This is a genomic window from Streptomyces sp. NPDC005648, from assembly GCF_040605395.1.
Classification (GTDB): domain Bacteria; phylum Actinomycetota; class Actinomycetes; order Streptomycetales; family Streptomycetaceae; genus Streptomyces.
The window spans coordinates 83,372-109,110 of the sequence record NZ_JBEXCS010000012.1 but is presented as its reverse complement, the minus strand read 5'-3'; the positions used below and the strand labels follow the sequence as shown (position 1 = coordinate 109,110).

Below are 25,739 nucleotides of genomic sequence, written 5' to 3'. Positions count from 1 at the left end.
CCGGGCGCCGGATGGCGCGGTGGGGGTGTGTGGTGGCGCTGCTGATGTTTGCCGCCGTGTGCTGTGCCGCACCAGTGGGGAACGCGATCAGCGCGTATGTCGCGTTGAAGACGGGCCAGCAGGGCGATGGCGGGATCGCCGAGGGCGGCAGTGCCGCGGACATCCCGCCGCGGATGCTGACCGCCTACAAGAAGGCCGTCCAGCAGGTCAGGACGTATGTGCCGAAGTGCCAGGGCATGCGCTGGCCGATCCTCGCCGGGATCGCGAAGGTCGAGTCCAACCACGCGGTGGGCAGGAACATCGCCGACAACGGCGACATCCGCCCGAAGATCTACGGGGTGCTCCTCAACGGCTCCGGCCAGGGCGGCAACACCATCGTCGTCCCGGACACCGACGGCGGCAAGTGGGACGGAACCTCTCAGGGGGAGCGTGCGGTCGGTCCGTTCCAGTTCCTGCCCTCCACGTGGGAATCGATCGGCGAAGACGGCAACGGCGACAAGGTCGCCGACCCGCACAACGCCGACGACGCCGCGCTCGGCGCCGCGATCTACCTGTGCGGAGGCGGCCGCGACCTGACCAAGCGTGCCCAGCTCAAGGCCGCGATCTGGCAGTACAACCACTCGGACGAGTACGTCGCCAACGTGCTGGGCTGGATCGACCAGTACACCGCGGCCGCCAAGGACCCGGACCTGAAGAACGTCTCGGGCAAGGTCCGTACCGTTATCGACGCGGCGCTCTCCCAGCGTGGTGTGCCCTACTCGTGGGGCGGCGGCAACGTTCAGGGTCCCTCGTACGGGATCTGCTGCTCCCCAAGCGGCAAGAGCGGCGCGAACATCAAGGGCTTCGACTGCTCGGGGCTGACCACCTACGCGTACGCCCAGGCCGGCATCAGCCTGCCGCGCACCGCGGCCACGCAAGCCGGCGTCGGCCAGCGCATCCCCGCCAGCCTCGGCCCGAGCGCCCTCAAAGTGGGCGACCTCGTCTTCTATGCCTACGCCCCCGGCCGCGATTCCACGATCTACCACGTTGGGATCTACGCCGGCAGCGGTCAAATGATCAACGCTGCCCGCCCGGGCACGGTCGTCCGGCTGGACTCGGTCAACGCCATGTCGGGCTATGCGGGGGGAGCGCGGCTGCTGTGACCACCCTCCCGCGCTCACCGCGTCTGCTGGTGCTGAGCACCGCCCTGCTCGCCGTCGTCGGCGTCGCCCTCCTCGGCCTGCAGCACGGTCAGCAGCCACCGGCCCCGGCGGCATCTCACGCAACCACGGATCCGTCACCTGCGGCCCCTACACCGACCACTGATGAGCCGGCCGTCGGCACTCCTGCCTCGACGCCCGCCGCGTCGACACCGGCGGCCGGTGCGTCCGCACTGCCGCCGCACGGCGAAGGCACGGCCGGCGATGCGGCCATCCAAAAGGCGTTGGAGGCCGCGTGGCCCCCAGATCTTCCCTCGGGCGACGCACGCGCACTGCTGGCAGCGGGACGCGACCTCCTGCGCGCCGACGCCACCGGGATCGGCCGCGCGCAGTGGCCTGCGGTCTTCCCCGCCTCACGGCAGGGCCTCGCGCCGGCGTTCGCCGCCGCTCGTTTCCGGATCCAGGCCGCGATCGCCCGCCGCGACCACAGCCCGGACAAGGCGGTGGTGCACCTGGTGTGGGCCGGCATGGACCGCGGCGGCACCTTCACCGACGGCCGCATCACGGACTGGCACTTCACCCGCACCAACACACTGAAGGGGGCGTCCACGTGGACTCCGCAGCCCCGTACCTGACGGGCCAGGCCTCCGCATCGGCATCCGGCCAGGTGCTCGGCCTCGTCTTGGGCGTCGTTCACACCGCCGGCTGGGTGATCACCTACTGGTGGGTGGTGTCTTTGGCCGCCGTGGCGGTCTGGGCCACGGGCGAGGCGGTGGTGCGCCATCTGGCGCGGAAGGCCTCGGCCGAACGGATGGCGCTGGAGCTCGTACCGTCGCGGCACTTCGACCCTGGTCTGGAGGAGATCTTCCGCCGGGGTGTGCAACTCGCCCGGGCGTCGACGAGCATGCCGTGGTGGGCGCCGCGCCGGTCGAAGTCGGTGCAGATCAGGCTGCGCGCCGACGGCTCCAGCCCGCTGCGCTACCGCATCGAAGGCCCGGCCGGCGGCGAACGCCTGCTGTCGATCACGCCGTTCGGTCCGGCCGTCACTGTGAACCGGGCCCGTCCCCTCGTCGACAAGCCCCGTGACCACGTGGTGCGGGCGGAGTTCATCCTGCGCGGCAGGCCGACCGCACCCCTGCGTGAGGTTCCGCTGAACCCGGACCCGTTGCAGCCGCTGATCGACGCCGTCTCGGATCTGCGTGCCGAGTTGGGGGACCTCGCCGAGATCCGGCTCGACATCCAGCGCGCCCCCAAGTGGGCACTGCGGGCCCGCCGTCTGCAGCTGATGAGCGACGCGCGACGTTCGGAGCGGCGCGAGGCCCAGCGGGCCGCCCGCTGGGTGCGGCAGGACGCCACCGGCATCGAGGACTCGCTCACCTGGCAGCTGCAGCAACTGGTCGCCGGCAAGCAGGGCGGAGGTGGGCGCCGACTGGTCATACCGCCCGTCCCACGCCGGGTGGACCCGCAGGAGGCGCTGGGCAAGCTCGCCGAGGACGACCACCTGGTGCGGGTGCAGCTGCTGGTGATGTGCGCGTCGAACACCGAGGGCCGCGCTCAGGCCCGGCTCGCTCAACTTCAGGCCGCCCTGGACGTGTTCGGCGGCGGCTCGCGCTGGGCGATGCGCGGCTGGAGGGTAGGCCCCTGGCGGTTCGGGGCGGACCGCTGGCCCAGCCGGCGCGGCTTCGAACGCCGCTGGACTTTGAGGCACTGTCAGCCGCCCCGTCCGAACTGGGTGAGGCTGGAAGAGCTGACCGGCCTGCTCAAGCCGCCCACAACGCACTGCCGTCTGCCTCTGCTCGCCGGCGACCTGCCGACGTTCGAGCATGGCGATCCCGAGCTGTTGCTGCAGGGGATCTACCGCGGCCCGGACGGCCGTCGGCGCCTGATCGCCACCTACGCCAAGGAGACGCTGTTCGAGGTCGGGGTGGGCAAGGCGGGAGGCGGCAAGACGGAACGCGCCCTCGCCCAGGCGATCGGCTGGGCGCATGCCGGCGGCGGGCTGATGTTCGTCGACCCGCACCGCGACTCGTGGCCGCGTGCCCTGCCGTTCCTCGCCCACGACCACCTGATGCCGAGGATCGCGCTGATCGACCTCAACGCCAGCGGGCCTGCTCCGCAGCTCAGTTGCTGGAACCCGATCGGTATGCACCAGGGCCAGGTCGCGCACGAGGTCGTCGAGGCGACCGCCGACGCCTACGCGTCCGTGCTCGGCTGGGACGACGCCACCGCACCCCGCGCGCTGACCATCTTCACCGCCGCCCTGGCGGTGCTGGTGGCCGTCAACGAGACCGCCTGCCAGGCCGGGCAGCCCGAAGACCAGGCCACGATCTTTCACGTGCGGTCCCTGCTGACCGACCCTGTCTTCCGTACGACGGCGCTCACCGCCATCGAGGGGCGCCTGGACGAGGAGACCCGCTCCTGGTGGCGGACCGTGTTCCCCACGCTGCCCACCGACGCGTTCGCCGTCGTCCTCAATCCGATCGCCCGCCTGGCCGCGAACCCCGTCACCCGCGCCTTCCTCGGGCAGCCTGCCGGCGTCTACAACATCCGGGGCGCGATGGACTCGCGGATGATCGTGTGGGTGTGCCCGGGCGGGAACGGGCCCACCGACCGGCTGATCACCGCGCTGCTCGCCCGGGACCTGCTGCGCGCCGTGCGCTCGCGCCGCGACACCCCCGAAGACAGGCGGGTGCCGTTCCGCCCCTACTTCGACGAGCTGATCACCCTCACCGGCGCAGCCCCGGAAACGATCGCCGCGATGTTCGAGGACTTCCGCAAGTACAAGGTGCACGTCCACGGCATGACCCAGCTGCTGGGCCGCCTTCCCATCCCGGTGCGACTGTCGCTGGTGCAGAACGCCTCCAGCCTGGCCTCGACCGCGGGTTCGCAGTCCGCCATCGCCCCGATCACCGCCGAGTGGGGTGACCGTCCAACTCCGGATGTCGTCGCCGCTCTGGACCGCTTCGAGCACTACATGTCGCTGACCGTCGCCGGCCGCCGTGTCGGTCCCGTCCGGATCACCGGCCCTCACCTGGACAACGTCTTCGCCGACTACGCCCGCCCGGGCCAGGCCGGGGCACTGGAGCGCGCCGCCCAGGCCACAGCAGGCGCCGCCCCGCTGGAGACACTCACCGACCGGGCCGAAACCCAGCTCACCCGCGTAAGCGCCTTCCTCGCCCAGTCCTCCACCGCCCAGCCGGCCGTCCATCTGCAGAAGAAAAGGAAGTACAAGTGACCACCGCCTTCGAGACCACGCCGTCCGGCCGTACGCCCAGCCCCCTCGAGCCGCTGCCGCATCAGCTCCTGGCCGTGCTCGGCCAGCACCGGATGGCGACCACGCATCAGCTCCACGAACTGCTGCGGCCCTCCGCCGCGCGGCAGACCGTCTCCGCACCGCTCAACAAACTGCGCCGCGACGGCCTGGTGGACTACACCGTGCTGCCGCAGTCCAACCGGTCCCGCGCCTGGTACCTGACCAGCGAGGGCGCCCGGCTGACGAAGGACTTCCCCTCGCTGCGGAGACGCCCCGCCTATCCGATCAGCTCGGCCACGGCGGCTTCGCTGAAGACCCCGCACACCTTGACCGTGCTCCGCAGCCACCTCGCATTCGTCGCCGATGCCCGCCGCCGCGGCGACGAGCACGGCCACCTGGACTGGACACCGGAGGTCTCCCACCCGCTCAGCGACGGCGAGCGGATCATCACGGACGCGGTCATGCACTACACCCTCATCGAGAGCGAGGAGCGCACCAAGCTGCGGGCGTTCGTCGAGGTCGACCGGGCGACCATGGGCAGCGAGCGGCTCGCCTCCAAGCTGATCGAGTACGCGCGGTTGTGGTCGTACGAGCCGCAGCCCGTCGGCCGCCCCCGCTCGCGGCAGCCCGCCGCTGCCGGGGCGGTGTGGCTGCGCTGGTATCCGGTTTTCCCAAGGGTGTTGTTCGTGCTGACCGGGGCCTCCCGGTACGCCCTGGGCAACCGGATCAACGACCTCCAGGCCATGGCAGCCGAGCACCCCCTCGTCGGCACACTCTCCCGGCAGGTACCAATGGGCGCAGCCATCCTGGAGGACCTCGAAGAGCACGGAGCCACCGCCCCGATATGGGTGCCACTGGCCGGCGACACACCCCGGCCCTGGACCGAACTGTGACATCCCCTCAGCTCTGGCCGAAACCCCACACCCCCACCACCCCGACCATCCCCTTGAAATTTGCCTACGCAAACCTCTAACGTGCTTCGGGAGTCGAGGCCACACCCCGAAACTCCTTGCCACGCAACGCCTTTGGAGACCATGCGATGCCGCACAGCCGGGAAAGGATCGCACTGCAGAAACGTCCTAGGACGGCGGGCAACCCACCTGGCCGGACACCTCCCACGCCCCAAACCCTCACACCCGACCACGCGACCGGCCGCACAGCCCTCGCCAACTCAGACCCTTTACGCGACCGCTCCCTCCAACACAGGCCGCCTCTTCCCGGCGACCACACCCCGACCATACGCAAACGCGACGAACGAGTCCGCACAGCCGCCGCCCGGCCTCCGATCCCAAAGTGACCGGATACGCCCCGCGTTACGGAAGTGAACTGACCAATCACACTGGGAAAGTTGACTGGCATATGCGTAACCTGACGATCGCGCAAACGCACCACCGCAGCTGGCAGGCCGCGGTTCTGGGCTGCCGTAAGTCGGAGGGCCCGGGCGGCGGTTCGTCACACCACGCCGCACGGGGAGACAACGTGACAGCCGCACAGCCACGCCTAACTGAGCTCAGTATCACCGCCGTTCGCACTCGGAAGCACGCAACCGCTCTAGTCCTCGCCAGCAGTCTGCTGGTGCTGGCCGGGTGCAGCGACAGCGATTCGGACACGTCGTCCAAGCCCAGCCCAACCCCAACAACTGTCTCGCCGTCTGCAAGTTCCACTGTCGACGCCGAAAACGCCGCCGTCATCGCGGCCTACACCCGCTCCTGGGACGCGCAGACCGTGGCCTACAGCAAGGCCTCCTCCGCGGGCACCGACCTGAAGAAGAACACCACCTTCAAGGCGCTGGCCGACATCGAGAAGGACTTGGCGGTCATGCGGAAGGCCGGGCAGGTGACGACCGGAAAGCCGGCGATCAGTCCGAAGGTCGTCAGGGTGACCGACGCCAAGATCCCTACGGCCACAGTCGCGGACTGCGTCGACACGACGCACTGGATCCTGACCGACAAGGCCTCGAAGAAGCCGGTCCCGCTGCCAACGACGCGGCTCATCAAATACGTCAGCACCGCAACGCTTGAAAAGTGGGGGACGAAGTGGATGGTCACAAAGTTGACCGCTCAAGAGCAGTCCTGCTGACCCGACGGCTCGCCGTACTCACCGGCGCAATCGTCCTGGCCTCGGCGGGCGTCGCGCACGCCGGCGACGATCCCGACGTCGGTGCCGGCAAGTGCCAGGTCATCAAGTTCTGTGTCGACGTGGGCGTCGGTGACGAATCCGGCGGCAGCGGCGGTCAGGCAGGCGGCTCGCAAGGTGGCGACGGCAGCGACAGCAAGATGAAGTGCACCTACACCAAGGTCGATCCGAAGCCGCCTGCCAACCACCCGGCTTGGAAGGGCAAAGACCCCAAGAAGAACGACCTGTACTTGATGGAGTGTTCGGACGGGGAACAGAACAACCCGGCCGGTTTCATCGTCGTGCCCACAGGCCAGAATCCCGCCCCGCAGGTCGACCCTGCGGAGTTGGCTCAGCGCGCGGTGGATTCCATGACGCTGCTCGGTCCTGACATCGCCAGCCCGCGCGGGGCCGGCAAGTACACCGTGGGGGTCCCGATGTGGATGTGGGTCAACCAGAGCGCCACGACCTACGGACCCAACACCGCGTCGGCCACGGCCGGCGGAGTCACCGTGACCGCGACCGCGAAGGTCTCGAAGGTCGTGTGGAGGATGGGCGACGGTGCGTCCGTGACGTGCAACGGCCCGGGCACGCCCTACACGTCTTCTCAGGGCATGGCCCAGTCCCCGACCTGCGGTCACGTGTACGCGAAGACCTCATCCGGTGCCAAGAACGGCAAGTACCCGGTGACCGCGACCTCGACATGGACGATCAACTGGCAGGGCGGCGGACAAGCCGGCCAACTCACCGAGGTCCGGCAGACCAACGTGCAAGTGGCGGTCGGCGAAGTCCAGGTCGTCAGGTAACGCCGCCGGAAGGACAGAACGGTGAGCAAGACCCAAGTAGACACAGCCCCGACCGGTATCCCGCAGCAGGGACGCGTGGCCGGGCCCGTCGCCCCGCCCCGGGTGTCGGCGCGCAGGCGTCGACCAGGCGTCATCGCCTTGTCGCTGGCGCTGATCGCCGCCGGTGGCGCCGGAGTTGCCGTCCTTTTGCTCCAGGTCGGCAACCGCACGGAGGTGGTGACCGTGGTCCGCGATGTCCAGGTCGGCCAGGTCCTCAGCGAGGACGACCTGGGCAAGGCGTCCGTCGCCCTGGACCCGGCCGTCAAGGCGGTCCGCGCCGACAACCTGAAGACGGTTGTGGGCAAGCGGGCCGCCGTGGAACTCAAGCCCGGCTCCCTACTCGCGCCCTCCCAGGTGACGAAGGACAACCTGGTGAAGGCCGGCGAGCAGCTGGTGCCGATCGGCCTGGAGCCCAAGCAGATCCCGGCCACCGCGCTGGTGCCGGGCCAGAAGGTCGAGTTGGTGCACGTCCCGGCTCAGGGAACGACGGACACCGGCAAGGCGTCTGACGCCGCGCCGCAGACCATCGACGGCCGGGTCGTGAAGGCCTCCGGCGCCGCCCCCGGCACCGGGATCGTGGTCGTCGACGTGGCCACCTCTGCCACCGACGGTCCCACGGCCGCCGCGTGGGAGGCGGCTGGCACTCTGCGCCTGGTTCTCGCTGCTCCGGACGGCAACTGATGGCTGTCATCGCCCTTGCGGGCTGCAGCGGTGCGCCCGGAGTGACCACGAGCGCGTTGGCTCTGCTGCTGTCGTGGCCGCTTCAGGCGGGCCGGCGGATGATCCTGGCCGAGTGCGACCCGGACGGTGGGGCGGTGCTGCACGGGCTGCTGCAGGGCACGCTCGGCGACCGGTACGGGCTGCGCAACCTCTCGGTCGCCGCCCGTAGGGGCGAGTTCAGCGAGGCGTTCTGGCGGCAGCTGATCGACCTGAGCGGGGAGGACGGCAAGCACGAGTCATCGCGCGACCGGCTGCTGCTGCCGGGCCTCACCAACCCTGCGCAGTCGGCGAGCCTGGGCCAGGTGTGGAAGGTCCTCGCGCAGATGTTCCGCGGCATCGAAGCCGAGAGCGGCCACGACGTCCTCATCGACCTGGGACGGCGCGGGGCGTACGGGCCCTCCGGCGTGCTGGCCGAGCAGGCCGACGCGGTGTTCGTGGTGGTCCGCAACACGCTGCGCTGCCTGCAGGCAGCGGAAGGCCGGGTGCGCGAGCTGGAGGAACGCGTCGGCGACGTCAGCGTGGTGATGATCAATGAGGGCCCGTATCCCGCGGGCGAGGTGCAGCGCGTGCTGCAGGTGCCGGTGATCGCCACGCTGCCGTATGCACCGAAGGACGCGCGCGTGCTGTCCGACGGGGCCGAACAGCCGCGCCACTTCCCTAAGTCGCCGCTGATGAAGGCCGCCCGCACGGGCAGCACGCTGCTGGTGCAGCGGGCTGCCATGCGCCGGGCCCGGCTCGATCCACGCGGTGCGCGTGCGGCAGGCGGGGAGGTGACCCGTGCGCGCTAGGCCTCTGCATCACGACCCCTCGGTGGCACCGGTCCCCCAGGAGTGGGGGCAGCAGACCAGCGGAGTACCGGCCGTTGCGGGTGCTGCCTCCAGTTCGCAGGTGCTCGGTACGGCGGTTCCGCAGATCACCGTCGACTACCGGGTGGCGCGGGACATCGCGTCCCAGGTCGCCAAGCAGCGTGAGGAACTGATCAAGACGAAGCCCGACATGGACCGGGCCAGTGAAGAGCAGCGCTGCCTGAACTGGATCGCCGAGGCGGTCGCCCTGTGGTCGGACGCCCAGGCGATGACGCCGCACGAGGACGAGGCGCTGCGGCGCGCCGTGTACGACCTGCTGTTCCGGGCCGGCCGGCTGCAGCCGTACCTGGACGATGACCGGGTCGAGGACATCATCATCCAGGGCCCGCACGAGGTGTGGCTCGACTACGGCGACGGCGAACGCCGCCGGGTCGGGCCGATCGCGGATTCGGAAGAGGAACTGCTGGAGCTGTTGCGTGAGTTGGCCCGGGGCTCTGGGCACAGCGAGCGCACCATTTCGACGGCGAACCCCACCCTCGCGCTGTCTCTGCAGGACGGCTCCCGTCTTCAGGCCATCACGGGGCTCGGGCCGATGACCTATGCGGTCATCCGGCGGCACCGGGTCTCCCACGCGAATCTCGACGACCTGGTTCGGCTGGGCACCATCGACCCCATCCTGCGCGAGTTCCTCGGCGCCGCCGTACGCGCAGAGAAGAACATCATGATCGCGGGGAAGCAGAAGGCCGGGAAAACGACCTTGATGCGGGCGATGCTCAAGGAGTTCGCCCCTGAGACGCGGTTTGCCACCATCCAGACCGAGGACGAGCTCTTCGCCCACCAAAACGGCTACCACAAGCAGGTCGTGTCCCTCGTCGGGCGGGAATCCAACGGGGAGAAGGACGTCACCGGCCGCGGTGCCGGTGAGGTCACGCTGCTGGACTTGATGCATCCCGCGTTGCGGATGTCGCTGGAGCGGATCGTGGTCGGCGAGGTCCGCGGCCCCGAAGTCGTCGCCATGATGCAGGCGTTGACGAACGGATCGGGCGGCAACCTGTGCACCATCCACGCGCGTCGCCCGGACATCGTCTTCGACCGGATCGCCGAGCTGTACGCGCTCGCCCAGGAGAACCTCTCCGAGCAGCTTGCCTACCGGCAGACCGCCAACGGCCTGGATTTCGTCGTGTACGTCGACATGACGGACGAGACGCAGATCGGCGGGCGCCGCCACCGCTACGTCTCCCACGTCCTGGAGCTGACCGGGATCGGCGAGAACGGCCGGCCCGCCACCAATGAGGTCTTCTCTCCCGGCCGCGAGTGGGGGGAGCCGCGGGCGGTGCCGAGGATGGATCCGGGCTGTATCGATGACCTGCGCCGCGTCGGCTTCGACTCGGGGCTGCTGCAGGAGTCCTACGGGGCCTGGGCGGCGCCGCTGCCGCTCAAGGTGGGGGCCAGACGATGATCCTTCTGTGGGCGCTGCTGTCCGGCATGGCCGTGGTCGGCGGGCTGATCGGTGTCGTTTCGGGGGTCGTGGGCACGACTGCGCCACGCCGGGCCCCGCTGCTCAAGCGCTGGCAGGCAGGCTTGCGCGGTGGGAAGAACCAGAGCGAGGACGCACGGATGCGGCGCCGCACCCTCGTGGTCGCGGCCGTCGTGGTCTTCGTGGCCGTGTGGCTGGTCTCGGGGAACTTCGTCGGGGGTGCGCTGCTGGGTGCGGCCGTCATCGGCGTGCCCTGGCTGATCAGCCCGGCGCAAATGGCGGCCGACCGCATCGGTCAGCTGGAGGGCTTAAGCGAGTGGACGCAGCGGCTCGCGGGCCTGCTGAGGCTGGGCATGGGCCTGGAACAGGCGATGATCAGCAGCCGTCAGGGGGCGCCGGACGAACTCGCCCCTCAGATCATCAATCTGTCCGACCGGCTGCGCCTGGGGTGGCGGCCGGACGGGGCGCTGCGCGCGTTCGCCGAGGAACTGGACGATGTCACCGCGGACAAGGTGGTCGCCGCGCTCATTCTGTCGGCGGGCGACCGCGGCCCGGGCCTGGCTCAGGCACTGGAAGATCTGTCGGGCACCGTCCGCGAGGAGGTCGCCAAGAAGCGCGCCATCGAGGCGGACCGCGCCAAGCCCAGGACGACCGTGCGGTGGATGACTGTCATCAGCTTGGGCGTTGTGGTGGCCGGGTTCTTCGTGCCGTCCTACACGAAGCCGTACTCCACGTTGCTGGGACAGCTCGTGCTGGCCTTCCTGACGGCCGGGTTCATCGGTGTCCTCGCCCTGATGCGGCAGCTGGGCAATTTCCGGCGCGTGCCGCGTTTCCTGGTCACCGACCCAGCCAGCACCGTCCGGCTGCCCGCGCCCGCGTCGGAGCCGGACCCGCCGACCGCCGCCAGGGAGCCGGAAGGGGCCGCCTCGTGAACCTGCTTCCCGTGGTGGTGACCGGCGGCACGGTCGGTGCCGGCGTCGCCTTGCTGATCCGGGAACTCCTGCAGCCCCAGCCCGCGTTGGGGCCAGCCCTCAAGCGCAGTGCCCCGGCGTCCTTGACGATGCCCGAGCCGGAGCTGGACCGCGAGGAGGTGTGGGGCCGGTGGCTGCTGGCCCGCCTCGAGCGCCTGCCGGGCGTGAAGGTCCCCACAGTGAACCTGGCCCTGCTCGGGCAGGGGCCGGGCCAGTTCATGCTGAAAAAGGTCGCGTTCGCTGGTCTGGGGCTGCTCTGCCCGCAGGTCGCGACGATTCCGTGGATCATCGCCGGGGTGGGCCTGCCGTTCTACGTGCCCGCCGTCGTCGGACTCATCATCGCCGGCCTGCTGTTCATCACGCCCGATCTCGCCGTGCGCGACCAGGCCAAGCGGGCCCGGGAGGAGTTCGCGCACGCCCTGTCCGCCTACCTCGACCTGGTCGCCCTCAAGCGGGCCGCCGACGCCGGCCCCGCCGAGGCCCTCGAAAAGGCCGCCGAGGTCGGCGAGGGCTGGCCCTTCCTCTATCTCCAAGGCGCGCTGCGCCGGGCCCGGCTCGAGAAGATCCCGCCGTATCAGGCACTCACGGAACTCGCCCACGCCTACGGCCTGCCCGTCCTCGATGACGTCGCCGACATCATGCGCGGCTCAGCAACCGACGGCGCCGCCGTCTACAAGGCCCTTCGGGCCCGTACCGCGGCACTCAACGCCGAGTTGCTGGCCGATCAGGCCGCCGAAGCGAACACGGCCAGCGAGAAGATGACCGCGCCCGGAGCCCTGCTCGCCGTCTTGGTCATGCTCCTGATGGCCTTCCCCGCGGTGATCCGCATGCTGACCGTGTGAGACCCACCACGATTGGTCCAACGCTCCAGAGAGGTAACGAACATGAGGTACACCGCAGCCCGCACGCGCCGTGCTGTGACCCGGCTGACCAGCCGCCCCCACGCAGGCCCGGACAAGGCGTCCCACCGGCCCGCCCACGGCAGCCGAGGATCCCGCGTCATCGGACGCGCCAACCGGGCAGCGATCCGGCTGAGCACGCGTCTGCAGGAGAGTCTGGAGGAAGCCACCCGCCATCCGGACCGCGGCGACATCAGCATCACCACCGTCATCATCTGGGTCGCCGCCGTCACCGGCGCCCTGGCGATCGCGGGCACCATCGCCGTCGTGATCGCCAAGTACAACGGCAATCTCAACGGACTGTGATGTCTGCTCCCGAGCGGCTGAAGGACTGGTGGCAGGGACGAAGATGGCGCGACGACCGCGGTGACACGGCCATCCAGATGGCGATCATCTTTCCGTTCGTGCTGCTCGCCACGGTTGCCGTGATCCAGGCCTCCATGTGGTACTACGCGCGGCAGATCGCCCTGACCGCTGCCCGTGAGGGCGCCAGCGCGGCCCGCGCCTACCAGTCGAGCCCCGCCGACGGTGCGGCCCAGGCACGGGATGTGCTGGGCCGCACCGCGGGTGACAGCCTGAGCGGCTACAGCGTCTCGGCCAGCAGCAACGGACAGCGGGTGCAGGTTCAGGTGTCCGGCACCGCCATGTCGATGATCCCGGGCATTTCGGGCCTTCACGTCACCCAGTCCGCGTCCGGTCCGGTGGAAAGTTGGACCGTCCCGGGAGGGTGAACCACGTGCGCATTACGGCCCGCTGGGCTCGCAGGCTCCGCAGTGACGAGGGCAGCGCGGCGATCGAGGCTGCCATCGTCCTCCCTGCGCTGATCATGTTCATCTGTATGGCCATCGCCGGCGGACGCATCGTCACCTCCGGCGCGAAGATCGACGCCGCAGCCGAGGACGCGGCACGGGAGGCCTCCCTTCACCGCACCGCGGCATCCGCGCACAGCGCCGCGCAGGCGGCGGCCGCGCAGTCCCTCAACGACCAGGGCATCACGTGCTCGTCCACCAGCGTCCACATCAACACGGGCGGTCTCAGCGTTCCGGTGGGGCAGGCCGGCACCGTCACCGTGACCGTGACCTGCACCGTCCACCTCTCCGACCTCCTGCTTCCCGGCGTGCCGGGAGCAAGGACGCTCACGTCGACCGCCACCTCGGTAGTGGACCAGTACCGGCAGAGAGCTCTTGGGGCCGCGAATTCTGAAGTGCCATGGGGGCCGAACCGAAGTGCGGGTGCTGAGCAGTGAGCGCGCGGGGCTGCTTGGGTTCAGGCTCCGTGCGGCGAGCGTGCTCGAGCTCTTGCTCGGCAGGCTGCCCGTGCTGTGCGCCAGACGGTCTCGAACTCACCGCCGGTGAGGTCCTGCGGATCGTGGGCATCCCGCTCACGGACACAAACCTCTGCCGTGGCGCCGAAGGTCGTCTCGTGGTCCGCGACAGTCCCCGCCCGCCGGGCGGCCTCCCACTCAACCAACGAGGCCGCAGCGATGGGCTTCTCGAACGGTCCTTGGAGTTCCACCTGGCGGGTGACCCAGCCGTCGGCGTCGGCCTCGACGTAGAACCAGATGTCTTCCTCGGCCCCATAGCTGCGGAACCAGCGCGTCATGGCGCCATGGTCCGCGACGGCGTGGGGGTCGCCTCTTCACACCTCCTTAGTCCAGACCCCGGCGGGGTGTTCGTCGGGCCGCAACCACAGCCGGGGCTGGCGGACCAGGAGGTCCTCTCCACCGGGCTGCCAGGGGAAGGCGCCGTCGCGGTTGGGCCAGACGACCTGGAGAAACGGCAACGGCGGCTTGCGGTAGTAGCCCAACGCCGTGCCGAAGAACGCCTTGTACCAGCGGTAGTCGACCGGTTTGAGTACGACCGGGACGCTGGCGACGTCGTGCCGCTCCTTGTCGGCCTCCAGAGGTTGTCCTTCGACGGCTCGCTGGCCGAGGTCGTTGAGGACTGTCTGCATCAGGCGGATGTCCAGGCCGAACATCGCCAGCTCGGGTATCCGGTGCCGGTGCCACAGACCGATGGTGTAGGCCCAGCCCGGTCCCTGATCGTCGGTGGGGATCATCATGACCTGCCAGCCGTGCTGATCGATGGTGGCCACGACCGACCGGGTGCGTGCGTCCAGTTCGGTGATGTTCTGGCAGACGACACAGTGGCAGACGGTGTGATCGGTAGGCATGGCCGTGAGGTTACGGCAGCGGGCGGACCTCAATCCCGAGGGGAGCACGCCCGCTCAGGCCGGCCGGGCGACGCCGGTGCAGATGCAGGGGTCAACTACGCCGGCGTAGCGGTGTGGGGCGTCGATGGACAGACCGAGCTCGTCGTGCCGACGCTCGGCGTCTGGGCCGCTGGCCACGGCCGGGGCGAGGATGCGCGCTTCGCACATCGAGCGGCAGCCGGCGCCAGGCGCAAGCAGCCGTGTGGCCCAGCGGATGCCGGCGGTGCGGGTCTGCATCACCGTGCGGCCGCTGCCGGACCTACGGCCCTTCCGGCGCGAGGAGAGTCATGATCTTCCATCGGAGGTGGCTGCGCGGGGCGCGGCCGGACGACCGGGGCGGCGTCACGGTGTTCGTCGCCGTGTGCGTCATCGCGCTGATCGGGATCATCGGCGTCGCCGTCGACGGCGGCAGCAAGATGCGGGCCACGGAACGCGCCGACTACGTCGCCGGTGAAGCCGCGCGGGCCGGCGGGCAGGCCATCGACTCTGCCGAGGCCATCAACGGGAGGGCGATCACCGTGAATCCGCAGGACGCACAGGCCGCGGCGCAGGCGTACCTGCGCTCCGCCGGCGCCACCGGCACGGTCAGCGTGTCCGGCGACGGCACCACCCTCACCGTCGTCGTCACCGGCACATACGACACGAAGTTTCTGTCGGTGGTGGGAATCGGCTCTCTGTCGGTGACCGGCCATGGCACGGCCACCCTCCTGCACGGCGTCGCCGCTCCCGAAGGAAACTGATGCCCGCCACCCCCTCCCCCGCCACAGCGGCCTGGCGCACCCTGGGCCGGCTCCTTACAGCAGTCCTGAGTCTGGTGGTCCTGGCCGCCGCTGTCGCCGGACTGCCGCTGCTGCTGGCCTGGGCCACCCCGGTCATCTGGGCTGCCACCCACGACGACCTCACGCACCTGCTGGACCGGCAGGACTCGGGCGCGGCGTTCCTGCTGCTGCTCGCCTGCGTGGGGTGGGTCGGGTGGGCCCAGTTCGCTTTCTGCGCCGTGCGCGAGCTGATCGCGCAGCTGCGGGGACTGACGTGGCATGCCCCGCGGGGGATGGGCGCCTCGCAGCGCGCCGCGGCCCTGCTGATCGGCAGCATCCTGGTGCTGCTGCCGGCGAGTTCGGCGCTGGCCTCCGACGCCCAGGCCGCCCCGGCCGCCACAGCGGCCCACGTCCCGGGCGAGATTCAGGCCCAGGCCCAGGCCCGGCAGGCCGCCGAGACCGAGCAGGCCTTAAGGTCCTCGGCGAGCACCGCGGCGTCCAGCACGTCGTACACGGTGCGCGAGATGCGGCCGGCGGAGAGCCTGTGGGGCATCGCTGAACGGGAGTTGGGCGAGGGCGAGCGGTGGCGGGAGATCGCTGCTCTCAACGAGGGCCACACCATGGTCGACGGCACGGCCTTCCGCGCCAGCAGTTTTCTGCAGCCCGGCTGGCAGTTGGAGATGCCCGACACGTCAACGGGAGTGGGAGGCCCGCGTACGCAGTTGGGGGAGGCCGTGCCGGCTGCAGGCGAGAAGGGCGGGCATGTCGTCACGGTCCACTCGGGCGACTACCTGTCGAAGATCGCGGAACAAGAGCTCGGTGACGGCGACGCATGGCCACAGCTGTTCAAGGCCAGCCGGGGCCAGGAGCAGCCGCACGGTCTGCCCGCGATCACCGACCCGGACGTCATCTATGCGGGGCAGCAGGTCACCGTGCCCGGCGCCGGACCTGACCAGCCGTCCCAGGACCGCGGCCAGGGGGACGAGGCGGGCAGCCACAAGGCCACTGGCCCGGCCGGCACGAAGCCGGGTAGTGAACACGCCCCGGGCGACGGCGCGGGAGACGGCCAGACTCCCGCGCCGAGCCAGACCACCCTGCCCGCGCCCCAGTCGTCGGCCCCCAGCGCACCGGCCAGCCGCCCTGCCGAGCAGCCCGGACAGGATCGGGCATCGCCGTCGGCAACAGCTGCCGTATCCCCGCAGCCCGGCGTCAGCGCGTCGCCCTCTGCCGCCTCCCCGCCGGCGTCGGCTCATGCGTCCGGCTCCGCTGCCGGCTCCTCCCCCGCCGCCCCGGCGTCCCAGACCCCGGCGACGGCTCCGGCCAGCAGCCCGTTGAACCTTCGTACCGTTGTCGGTGCCGGCGCGCTGCTGGCGGCCGCCATCACCGGCGCGCTCGCCCTGCGCCGGACACTGCAGCGCCGCCGCCGAGGGCCCGGCGAGAAGATCGCCATCGCGTCGGAGACGTCCGCGGCCGAGGCCCAGTTGGCGACGGCCGCCGAGCCGGGCGGCGCTGCCCGCCTCGACGTGGCGCTGCGGACGCTGGCCCACCAGGCGGCCCAGGGCAAGGACGCGATCCCGCCGCCGCTGCGGGCGGCCCGGATCGGCACCCGCACGGTGGACGTGCTGCCCGAGGACCTCACCCAGGATCCCGCCGCGCCCTTCGTGGCCGGGCAGGGCGGATGGTGGGCCCTGCCCTTTGATGCCGTCCTCCTGGACGAGGCCGCCGCCCGCGAGGTGCCCCCGCCGCATCCGGGGCTGGTCACGATCGGCAGCACCGACACGGGGGGTCTCCTGCTGCTCAACCTCGCCGGACTGCCCGCGCTGCTGCTGGACGGCAACCCCGTCCACATCACCGAGGTGTGCACCTCGCTCGCGCTGGAACTCGGCATGAGCCCGTGGGCCAGCGACGTCGAGGTCGTCACCGTCGGGTTCGGCGAGGACCTGCCGCAGCTGCTGCCCACCGCGCGGATCGCCCACATGCGCCAGGCCGCGCACGCCCTGCGTGATCTGAGCGAACGGCTGCTGCAGGCGCACCAGATGCCCGAAACCGGGCATCAGCCGTACCTTGTGCTGTGCGCGGCCCCCCTCGACGAAGACAGCGCCTGGCAGTTCGCCGACCTGATCGACAAGGCAGGCACCGTGCCCGTCACACTGATCGCCCCCGCGAGCACGGCCGCCGCGCACTTCCCCGAGGCAGAAATCCTCAACGCCTCCATCAGTAGGCCGCAAAACCTCGACTACACGGGCACCGACATCACCGTGCAACGCCTTCAGCACGCCGCCTACCTGCAGATCACCACCGCGCTGAACGTGTCCGGACAGCCCTCCCACCCCGCCGAAGGACCCTGGCACCACATCCCCGACGAACCCGAGAACCGGCAGCAGCCCGACGAGAGCACGCCCCACCAGCCGACCGCATCCGCGCCCACTACCCCCCACCGCACACAGGCAGCACCATCCGGCACGGACAGCAGCGTGTTCCCGGCCCTGCTCGCCGCCACCACCGACCCGTCGCACCTGCGACTTCTCTCCCCCGCCGCACCGGCACCCAAGGCTGGCGACGACACCGCCCCGGCCACAACAGCCCACACGCATCCGGAAAACGCGGCAGAGACCACCGCCGGCGACGAGGCCCCAAAGGCCGACGCCGCTGAGGCCTCGCTCAAGGAACGCCAAGCGCCGGAGGCGGAGGAGCGCGAGGCGCATGACCTGCACGCGCCGGAGATCAGGGTGCTGGGCCCGGTCGAGGTGACCGGCGTGGACAGCACCGGCCACGGCCCGCGGATGGCGCAGCTCGCCGCATTGCTCTTCTTCCGGCCCGGCCGCAGTGCAGACGTGCTGTGCTCCGACATGGATCCCGTCAGCCCCTGGTCGACGAGCACCCTCAACGCCCGCTTGCAGGGCCTGCGCCGCTGCCTGGGCAACGACCCCGCCGGCAACCCCTACGTGCCGCGCCGCAGTTCCGGTGAGGACCCGTACCAGCTCGCCCCCGGGGTGCGCTGCGACTGGAACCGCTTCCTGCAGCTCGCCGAACGCGCTCTCCCGTCGGGCCCCTCCGGCCTCACCGACCTGGAGAAGGCACTCACGTGGGTGCGCGGCCGGCCGTTCGGGGCCAAGGCCCTGCCCTGGGCCGAGCCGCACCGGCAGGAAATGATCACCCGCATCATCGACGTCGCCCACACCGTCGCCACTCACCGAACCCCTCCAGGCCCGCACCACGACCTCAGCGCCGCCCGCCAGGCCGTCACCACCGGCCTCGACGTCGACGACACCGCCGAGCTCCTTTACCGGGACTGGATGCGGATCGAGCATGCGGCCGGGAACCGGCAGGGGCTCCACATGGCCATCTCCCGCGTCCAGCAGGTCAACCGGGACCTGGACTGCTCGCCGGAGACGGAGACTACACAGCTCATCAACGAACTGCTGGGTTTGCTCCCACCCCACGGCACAGGAAGCCGATGACCTTGCCACCGCCCTCAACCACCCGCCCTCACAGCACCCACGACACATCTCCTCAACCGCACATGCCAGGCGCCGGACAGTCCGAAGCCGCTGACGAGAAAAGCGTCTCTCATGCCGCGCGGCCAGCCTCAGCTGACCAGCCGTCAGTGCGCGAGCAGGCCGGCGTCCCGTTGCAGACGCTGCGGATGCACCGCGTTCTCATCGGCGTGGTCGCGTGCGGCGCCGTGATCATCGCCGGCATCGGCTTCGCCGGCTCGTACACAGCCGTCCGCGAGCTGGCCATCAACAACGGCTTCGGCACCTTCGCCTACGTCTTCCCCATCGGCATCGACGCCGGTATCTGTGTCCTGCTCGCCCTGGACCTCCTCCTCACCTTCCTCCGCATCCCCTTCCCGCTGCTGCGCCAGACGGCGTGGCTGCTCACGGCGGCGACGATCGCCTTCAACGCCGCGGCGGCCTGGCCCGACCCGCTGGGCGTGAGCATGCACGGTGTCATCCCGGTGCTGTTCATCGTCGCCGTCGAGGCCGCCCGGCACGCCATCGGCCGCATAGCGGACATCACGGCCGGCACACACATGGAGGGTGTCCGCCTCACCCGCTGGCTGCTGGCCCCCATCCCCACCTTCCTGCTCTGGCGCCGCATGAAGCTGTGGGAGCTGCGCTCCTACGAGCAGGTCATCAAGCTGGAGCAGGAGCGGCTGGTCTACCAGGCCCGCCTGCACTCCCGCTTCGGCCGCGCCTGGCGCCGCAAAGCCCCGGCCGAGTCCCTCATGCCCCTGCGCCTGGCCCGCCACGGCATCCCCCTCACCAAAACAGCCCCGGCAGGCCTGGAGGCGGCGGGCATCCAGCCCGCGCCACTGCCCCCGCCACCACAACAGCCGCCCACCGAAACCGCCCCCGCCCCGGCACTGGCTCCCAGGCAACCCGGACAGCCCGCGCCCTCAGACCGGCAGACCACGCCCCCACCACCCCAGCAACCCCAACCCGACCCGACGACCACCCCGGACCACAGCCCACGCCGGCACACCCGGCCCATGCAACCAACCGCGCTCCGCGACGACCGCGGCCTCATCGACCACCCTCAAGATCCCCACGCCCGCCCGTCCGGGCAACCGCCGCACATGGGCCAGCATCCGCACCAGCAGACGCAAGATCCGCCCCTGGCCCGCCCAGAACTCGCCTCCAACGCCGTACCCCCGCAGCGCTACCGCCCACAGCGGCACAGCCCCCCAGACGGCCACTCAGGCCGCCACGACCACCACGAAAAAGCAGACGCCTTGCGCACACACGGCACTCAGCAACCCTCGGACCCCGTCACCCAGCCCGCCCCCGGACGCGCCACCACCTCCTCCACCCCACCCAGATCTCGCCATGCCACGGGCGCCAGCGGGCGCGACAAGCCCGGACCACCGCAGGCACACCTCCAGGTCTTTGCCCCACCCCTTCCCACCACCGCACACCCGCAACAATCCGACGCCCCATCAGACCCGACCGACGCACTACCCGCCCCCCGCGCCGGCTCCCACCCCGACCCACACGAGCACCGCAGCCCCGCCCCCTCACACACGCACTCCACGCAACACGACACACACCACGCCAACCCCGCCCGCGACGCCGCTCCACCCGCCCGCGGCAACACCACAGGACGCAACTCCCCCACCACCGCTACGGCAGATGCCCAGGCACCGCCCCCCGGCACGCGTATCGCGCCCCATCCCCCCTCGGGCCTGACCCACAACCACACCTCACAACAGGCCCCCACCCCGCCCGCCCACGGCACACCACCCGTAACCGAACACACGCCCGATCAGCGTCACATGGGCAACGCCGCTCTCACCCTGCCCGACCGCTACTACCTCGCCTGGATGGAGTACCAGACCCGCCACCACAGCGAACCCACCGACCAGGAACTCTCCACCCACCTCGCCGCCCAGGGCCTACTCGGACGCGACAACCAGCCCATCAGCCCAGCCAACCTCCGCAGACACTTCCTCCGCTGGCGCATCTACACCATCTGGGCCCGCCACCGCGCACACACCCCCACCCCCGACCCCACCGACATCGCCCACGAATGCACCACCCACAACATCACCGCCCAATACAACAAACCCCTCACCCCCCACCACATCACCCCCCACACCCCCGACTTCGAACGACGCTGGCACACCCTGCACCACCCCACCCAGCCACACCCCGCACCCTGAACCCCAGCCCTGATCGCGCTCTCCGAATTCGGCCACCCGGTCATCGGTTCCGCCTCAGAGCTGCTCGCCGTGATTCCCCAGGTGCACCCGCCGAACGGCGGGGGTCTGTGTAGCGAACGGCCCGTCTCACATTCGGTGGTGACAGAACGTAATCACTGAAGTGCCTGGTCCGAGTTCCGGTGAGAGCAGCCCCAGAGGCGTCGTCGAGCGGCGCGTGCTCAGTGTCGACGTTCGCTTCACCCAGTGCCGGCCCGGGGGCGTTACTGCCAGCTACGGTAACTACTTACCATTACCCCCGGATGTGGGACAGGGCCGCTCACCATACAGACCCACAGGCTGCAGTGTCCTGCGGAGTCCGTGCCCGCACCACGACTCGCTCGCCCTCGTCGACCACATCCTCGATGGCCAGTGGGGACAGCCCTCAAAACACCGTCTGCACAAGCTCGTCGACATCCTTCACACGGACACCAACGACACCTCACCACTCTGCGTCACCACCAAATGTGAGACAGGGCCATTGTTCTGACACACCCTCCAGACACACATCCCCACCACCGACGGGGTGGCCTGCGCGTGGGTGCGGGCGGCGTGATCGCACGCCCGGGGCCGGTGAAGAGACGGCGATCCCGGGCGTTTTGCGTACCGCCGGCGCAGGTACCGGCTGCCACGCGCCGTCACAGGTGGGCCGAGGCCTCCTCCTGCAGCAGCGCGGAGATCTGATTGGTGTCGTCGAAGATGCGCAGGATGCCCTGGATGTCAGGAGCGGTGGCGGAGTTGACGAGTTCAACGAAGATGACCACATGACCGTCGTCGGTCAGCAGGTAGCCGGCCTGGCTCTGGTCCGCCACGGCGAGCCGGCCGTTGAGCCGGTCCAGGCCGATGACGGTTCCCGGTTTGGCGAAGACCTTGCCTCTGGCCGGGCAGTGAGTGCAGGAGATCGCGTTCGAGCCATCGACCCCCAGGATGGGCAGCGACAGCCGGAAGGCCTTCGCATCGGGGGTGTGCAGCCAATAGGCGAGAATCTGGGCGAGGCCGACCGGGGTGGCCTTCTCTGTCGCGTCGCCGCCGCGTCCGTCATCGAGCTGGAACTGCGCCGGGTCGATGTGCGCGACCCGGGTCAGGAAGTCGTGCTCGACCCCGAATCCGCCGGCGAAGCAGTCCTTGCTGCCCCGCAGCCCGGCCATGTTGCACAAGGCCAGGTTGGCGCCGAGATTGTGACTGACCTTCAGGATCAGCTTGGCGTACTGCTGGTAGGGCGGCGAGACATAGGCGGCCACCCGCGCATCGTGATCGTAGGAGGCGGGCAGTTCGCGCTCCGGGTTGGGACCGGTCTGCCGAGCGTGGACGGTGACACCTGCCCGGCCGAGCGCCTCGATCAGCGCGGTGCGGCCGAAAGCGTTGGGATCCTGGACGGGTGAGGTCCTCAGGACGGGCTGCGTCCCGGCCGCGATCTGACCGGACACGGTGATCTTGGTGCCGTCCGGGGAGGCCTTGACCGTGATGTTCGTCGTACCGCCGGCGGCCACCGTCTTCACCTTGAAGTCGACGCTGTACGGCTTGACCTGCGGGCGCCAGAACAGCTTGGCCGCGTGCCCGGCGGTGGTGGGGGTGGTGAGCAGGTCGATGAGGTTGTCGTTGATGATCAGCGGGGTGGGCTGCGGGTCCAGCTCCGGGGGCGTGAAGATCCTGGGATCGACGACGACGTCGCCCTGAACGCGGGTGATGCCTGCATCGCGCACCTGCCGGGCGATCTTGTCCACACCGGCGAGCGGATTCTCCGGGGTGAGCGTGGCGCCGGGCAGGTCGTTGGCGGACGTGTGATCGACGTTGGTGTAGTCCACCGAACCGTCGGGCCTGGTCCGCCCGCCCATCGTCAGGTCGCCCTGGGCGACCAGAGCCAGGTTCCCCTTCAGTGTCGAGCCGCGGCGCGTGCCCGCCGCATACACGGGCGTGGTGAATCGGTGGCCGGGGCCCAGGCTGTGCCAAGCGGCCGACAGGGTGACGAGTTTGGTGTCCGAGCCGGGGACGAAGGACTGCCGCGCGAACCGGGAGTGGATCACCTGCCCGTTCGAGGGGTCGACCTCGTAGACACCCCATTGCGCACTCTCGTAGCCGGGCTTGTGCATGATCGCCTCGACGGCGGGCGGGAGGCCGCTGACATGCCCCGTTTCGGGTGCGCGCGCCGGCGCGGCCGCCAGCGCCGCAGGAGCGGTGACGGCCACGCCCGCCAGGGTCACCAGCGTCACGCAGGCTGCAGCCCAGGGCCGCAGCCTGCCATGGAACATCGATTTCATGCACACCGCCGATTCGAGAAGCAGAACAAACCGAAAGAGCAAGGGGGTATACGACAAATTCGGCAGAATCGTACGGGCCAGAGCCCACTCACCTTCCGGCCCCACTCCGCGATGACGGCATGCCGAGCACAGATCATCCCTTCAGCCGATCACAGCCGCGCCCCCACCCCGAGCCACCGCACAAAGTGAACCGTTCCGGGTTCCGTAGAGAGCTCAGAGGGCGTTTATGCATGTCAGACCCCATATGCGGCTCTCGCCACTGCCCTGTTTGAGGGTCTTCATCCCATAGGCGGCGAATGGCGCTCCCCAGGTCGAATGCGCGGCCTTCCATCTCGTTCGCTTCTGCACCTGGAAGTCCGTCTGGCTTGAAGTTGCCGCGGAATCGCCCCATGAACAGCGGAACCAACCCCTCCGCCTTGCCTGTGACCACGCTACGCCGTGAGTGAGCGCAAGCCGTACCCCAGCGACCTGTCCGACGCCCGATGGGCCCTGATCGAACCGACGTTGACGGCCTGGAGAAGACCCGACTCGACCGCAGGCCAACCGGGCAGCCGGCCAAGGTCGATTTACGGGACGTCTTCAACGCGATCCTCTACGTGAACCGCACCGGCATCCCCTGGAAATATCTCCCGCACGACTTCCCGAACCACGGCACCGTTTACGCCTACTACGCCGCTTGGCGCGATGAGGGAATCTTCGCCCAGCTCAACTATGACCTGACCGGACTGGCGCGCGTGAAAGAGGGGCGCAAGCCCGAGCCGACCGCATCCGTAATCGACACCCAGAGCGTGAAGACTTCCACCAACGTGCCTGTGGCCAGCCAGGGAACGGACGCCGCGAAGAAGATCGTCGGCCGGAAGCGCGGCATCCTGACGGACACGATCGGCCTCATCCTCGCCGTGACCGTCGCCGCCGCCGGCCTGTCGGAAAACGCCCTGGGAATCCGCCTGCTCGACCGGGCGACGGAGACGTACCCGACCATCTCCAAGAGCTGGGTCGACACCGGCTTCAAGAATGCCGTCGTCGAGCACGGCGCCACCCTCGGAATCGACGTCGAAGTCGTCAACCGGAATCCGGAGACCCGCGGCTTTCAGGTCGTGGAAAGGCGCTGGGTGGTGGAGCGGAGTATCGGTTGGATCATGATGCACCGCCGTCTCTCCCGCGACTACGAGACCCTCACCGCCAGCTCCGAGGCCATGATCCACATTGCCTCGATCGACAACCTCGCCAGGCGCATAACGGACGAGACGACACCTACCTGGCGAGGAACGCACTAGGATGCAAACGGCAATCTGCCCACTTCAAACGCCCCCTCAGAACCCTGAATGGCCGCCTCTGTTCGTCTCCCTCACTTGGCTGCGGTTTCAACCGCGGGTAGGTCCCGGTGGAGCGGCGTGCCCGACTTCTGCTCCGCCAGCCGCGATCAACTCCCTTACCGTGCACGGTAATCTCGGCGAGGTGAACGGTCTCGCACCCGTTGGCCCGCCGGACATCCCCGCTTCGCTCGGTGTGTCCTTCCGGCTCCACGAGCACCCTGACGTGACCAGCCCTCTGGAGGTCTGTGCCGCGTGGGGCGTTCCGCTGGAGCGAACCGTCAAGACCTTGGCATCCGTCACCCTCGAGGACCGTCTCCTGCTGGCGGCGTTGCCCGGCCATGCACGGCCGCGGTACGGCGCCCTGCCCCGCGCAGCCGGGATCCGCCGAGGCGATTTGTCTCCCGCCGGTGCCGGGCGGCCGGCCCGGGCGGGGATGCAGCCGGGCGGGGATGCAGCCGGGCGGGGTGTGTCCGGTGTCCGCGGACCGGACCGCGGTGGTGTTCGACGGGACGGTCAGCAGCCTGGGACGGGTGCACTGCGGCAGCGGCCGGCGCGACAGCAGCATCGAGATCGAGGCGGCGGAGCTCATGGCAGCCGTCCCGGGGGCCGCTTCGGCGTCCACGCCGACCCCCGACCTCCCGGCGGGTGAGCCGGCATGACGACTATCCGCGACGCCACGCCCTCGGACGCCGGTGACATCTACCGTCTGCTGAGCGGGTTCGTGACGAGCTACCGGCCCGACCGAGAGGTCTTCGACGAAGCCACGTTCCCCCGGATCATCGAGGCCGCCTCGGACGGCAGCGTCGAGTTCCTGGTCGCCCAGCAGGACTCGTGCGTGGTCGGGTACCTGCTCGCGGTGCGCATGCCCACCCTGTTCGCCGGCGGAACGGTCCTCGAACTGCTCGAACTCACCGTGGACGAGCCCATGCGGGGCCGCGGTACGGGTTCCGCGCTGATCCGGGCCGTACAGGCAAAGGCCCGGGAGGCGAAGGACGTCGAGGTGACCGTGCCGACCCGCAGAGCGGCCGGCTTCTATCGCGCTCTGGGGTTCCACGAGAGCGCTGTTCATCTCAAGTGGTCCACTGCATGACCGGGAATCTGCCGGCCAGTCGGCCTGACGAGACGGGAAGACCATGCGGATCCAGGGGGCGACGGCGCTGGTGACCGCGCGAACCGGGGGCTCGGGCAGGCAACGGCCCGGCTGCTCCTGCGCGGCAGTGCGCAGCGCATCTACCGGGGGCCCGCGACCCGCGGCCGATCCTTGAGGCCG

22 protein-coding genes and 2 pseudogenes are annotated in these 25,739 nt (G+C 69.9%); 20 read left to right on the top strand and 4 right to left on the bottom strand.

Going from position 1 to position 25,739, the window contains the following annotated elements; translation table 11 throughout:
* Positions 1 to 74 precede the first annotated feature (74 nt).
* From ABZT17_RS09985 to ABZT17_RS09920, 14 genes are all read left to right on the top strand, one after another.
* Positions 75 to 1,142, top strand: a complete 1,068-nt coding sequence (locus ABZT17_RS09985; RefSeq protein WP_356346097.1) for a bifunctional lytic transglycosylase/C40 family peptidase — start codon at positions 75 to 77, stop codon at positions 1,140 to 1,142.
* The gene (locus tag ABZT17_RS09980) at positions 1,139 to 1,774 is read left to right on the top strand and encodes a hypothetical protein (protein ID WP_356346094.1); all 636 of its coding nucleotides are present in this window, start codon (positions 1,139 to 1,141) and stop codon (positions 1,772 to 1,774) included. The genes ABZT17_RS09985 and ABZT17_RS09980 overlap by 4 nt, the downstream gene beginning before the upstream one ends.
* Entirely contained in the window at positions 1,750 to 4,374 is a 2,625-nt protein-coding gene (locus ABZT17_RS09975) for an ATP/GTP-binding protein (protein WP_356346091.1), read from the top strand. Before ABZT17_RS09980 ends, ABZT17_RS09975 begins: the two co-directional genes overlap by 25 nt.
* A complete protein-coding gene (locus ABZT17_RS09970) occupies positions 4,371 to 5,285 on the top strand; it encodes a replication-relaxation family protein (RefSeq protein WP_356346088.1) in 915 nt (304 codons plus the stop codon). The genes ABZT17_RS09975 and ABZT17_RS09970 overlap by 4 nt, the downstream gene beginning before the upstream one ends.
* A gap of 586 nt (positions 5,286 to 5,871) precedes the next feature.
* Positions 5,872 to 6,471: a hypothetical protein gene (locus ABZT17_RS09965; protein WP_356346084.1), complete on the top strand. Its 600-nt coding sequence runs from the start codon at positions 5,872 to 5,874 to the stop codon at positions 6,469 to 6,471.
* Positions 6,417 to 7,313 (top strand): ATP/GTP-binding protein, encoded by an 897-nt coding sequence (locus tag ABZT17_RS09960; protein ID WP_356346081.1) that lies wholly within the window; start codon positions 6,417 to 6,419, stop codon positions 7,311 to 7,313. Before ABZT17_RS09965 ends, ABZT17_RS09960 begins: the two co-directional genes overlap by 55 nt.
* Positions 7,314 to 7,334: 21 nt before the next feature.
* Positions 7,335 to 8,033 (top strand): SAF domain-containing protein, encoded by a 699-nt coding sequence (locus ABZT17_RS09955; protein WP_356346079.1) that lies wholly within the window; start codon positions 7,335 to 7,337, stop codon positions 8,031 to 8,033.
* Positions 8,033 to 8,860: a hypothetical protein gene (locus ABZT17_RS09950; RefSeq protein ID WP_356346075.1), complete on the top strand. Its 828-nt coding sequence runs from the start codon at positions 8,033 to 8,035 to the stop codon at positions 8,858 to 8,860. Before ABZT17_RS09955 ends, ABZT17_RS09950 begins: the two co-directional genes overlap by 1 nt.
* Before the next feature lie 100 nt (positions 8,861 to 8,960).
* Positions 8,961 to 10,337: a CpaF/VirB11 family protein gene (locus tag ABZT17_RS09945; protein ID WP_356346218.1), complete on the top strand. Its 1,377-nt coding sequence runs from the start codon at positions 8,961 to 8,963 to the stop codon at positions 10,335 to 10,337.
* Positions 10,334 to 11,287, top strand: a complete 954-nt coding sequence (locus tag ABZT17_RS09940; RefSeq protein ID WP_356346073.1) for a type II secretion system F family protein — start codon at positions 10,334 to 10,336, stop codon at positions 11,285 to 11,287. The genes ABZT17_RS09945 and ABZT17_RS09940 overlap by 4 nt, the downstream gene beginning before the upstream one ends.
* A complete protein-coding gene (locus tag ABZT17_RS09935) occupies positions 11,284 to 12,168 on the top strand; it encodes a type II secretion system F family protein (RefSeq protein ID WP_356346070.1) in 885 nt (294 codons plus the stop codon). Before ABZT17_RS09940 ends, ABZT17_RS09935 begins: the two co-directional genes overlap by 4 nt.
* A gap of 183 nt (positions 12,169 to 12,351) precedes the next feature.
* A complete protein-coding gene (locus ABZT17_RS09930; RefSeq protein ID WP_356346216.1) occupies positions 12,352 to 12,531 on the top strand; it encodes a hypothetical protein in 180 nt (59 codons plus the stop codon).
* Positions 12,531 to 12,956 (top strand): TadE family protein, encoded by a 426-nt coding sequence (locus tag ABZT17_RS09925; RefSeq protein WP_356346067.1) that lies wholly within the window; start codon positions 12,531 to 12,533, stop codon positions 12,954 to 12,956. Before ABZT17_RS09930 ends, ABZT17_RS09925 begins: the two co-directional genes overlap by 1 nt.
* 5 nt (positions 12,957 to 12,961) lie before the next feature.
* Positions 12,962 to 13,471, top strand: a complete 510-nt coding sequence (locus ABZT17_RS09920; protein ID WP_356346065.1) for a TadE family protein — start codon at positions 12,962 to 12,964, stop codon at positions 13,469 to 13,471.
* A gap of 20 nt (positions 13,472 to 13,491) precedes the next feature.
* On the opposite strand, the gene ABZT17_RS09915 is transcribed toward ABZT17_RS09920, so the two are convergent.
* Genes ABZT17_RS09915 through ABZT17_RS09905 form a run of 3 tightly spaced genes read right to left on the bottom strand, consistent with a single transcriptional unit; the run spans position 13,492 to position 14,574 of the window.
* The gene (locus tag ABZT17_RS09915; protein WP_356346063.1) at positions 13,492 to 13,827 is read right to left on the bottom strand and encodes a hypothetical protein; all 336 of its coding nucleotides are present in this window, start codon (positions 13,825 to 13,827) and stop codon (positions 13,492 to 13,494) included.
* A 36-nt stretch (positions 13,828 to 13,863) separates the two neighbouring features.
* Positions 13,864 to 14,397, bottom strand: coding sequence for a DUF4262 domain-containing protein (locus ABZT17_RS09910; RefSeq protein ID WP_356346060.1), 534 nt, complete (start codon positions 14,395 to 14,397; stop codon positions 13,864 to 13,866).
* 54 nt (positions 14,398 to 14,451) lie between these two features.
* Positions 14,452 to 14,574 carry a hypothetical protein gene (locus ABZT17_RS09905; RefSeq protein ID WP_356346057.1) on the bottom strand — a complete coding sequence of 41 codons (123 nt, stop codon included), beginning with the start codon at positions 14,572 to 14,574 and terminating at the stop codon, positions 14,452 to 14,454.
* 149 nt (positions 14,575 to 14,723) lie between these two features.
* Between ABZT17_RS09905 and ABZT17_RS09900 the strand changes: the two genes are divergently transcribed.
* From ABZT17_RS09900 to ABZT17_RS09890, 3 genes and pseudogenes are all read left to right on the top strand, one after another.
* Positions 14,724 to 15,176, top strand: a complete 453-nt coding sequence (locus ABZT17_RS09900) for a Tad domain-containing protein (protein ID WP_356346055.1) — start codon at positions 14,724 to 14,726, stop codon at positions 15,174 to 15,176.
* Positions 15,176 to 18,655 (top strand): hypothetical protein, encoded by a 3,480-nt coding sequence (locus tag ABZT17_RS09895; protein WP_356346053.1) that lies wholly within the window; start codon positions 15,176 to 15,178, stop codon positions 18,653 to 18,655. Before ABZT17_RS09900 ends, ABZT17_RS09895 begins: the two co-directional genes overlap by 1 nt.
* Positions 18,656 to 18,840: 185 nt before the next feature.
* Positions 18,841 to 19,530 (top strand): annotated as a pseudogene (locus ABZT17_RS09890) (DUF2637 domain-containing protein); the annotation flags it as partial.
* A 2,003-nt stretch (positions 19,531 to 21,533) separates the two neighbouring features.
* On the opposite strand, the gene dacB reads toward ABZT17_RS09890, so the two are convergent.
* Positions 21,534 to 23,258: a D-alanyl-D-alanine carboxypeptidase/D-alanyl-D-alanine-endopeptidase gene (dacB, locus tag ABZT17_RS09885; RefSeq protein WP_356346050.1), complete on the bottom strand. Its 1,725-nt coding sequence runs from the start codon at positions 23,256 to 23,258 to the stop codon at positions 21,534 to 21,536.
* A gap of 333 nt (positions 23,259 to 23,591) precedes the next feature.
* On the opposite strand from dacB, the pseudogene ABZT17_RS09880 reads away from it, so the two are divergent.
* The 3 genes and pseudogenes from ABZT17_RS09880 to ABZT17_RS09870 all read left to right on the top strand — a co-directional run bounded on the left by ABZT17_RS09880 (position 23,592) and on the right by ABZT17_RS09870 (position 25,559).
* Positions 23,592 to 24,430: pseudogene (locus ABZT17_RS09880) on the top strand (IS5 family transposase).
* A 512-nt stretch (positions 24,431 to 24,942) separates the two neighbouring features.
* Positions 24,943 to 25,128: a hypothetical protein gene (locus tag ABZT17_RS09875; RefSeq protein ID WP_356346047.1), complete on the top strand. Its 186-nt coding sequence runs from the start codon at positions 24,943 to 24,945 to the stop codon at positions 25,126 to 25,128.
* Positions 25,125 to 25,559: a GNAT family N-acetyltransferase gene (locus ABZT17_RS09870; RefSeq protein WP_356346044.1), complete on the top strand. Its 435-nt coding sequence runs from the start codon at positions 25,125 to 25,127 to the stop codon at positions 25,557 to 25,559. Before ABZT17_RS09875 ends, ABZT17_RS09870 begins: the two co-directional genes overlap by 4 nt.
* Positions 25,560 to 25,739: the final 180 nt, after the last annotated feature.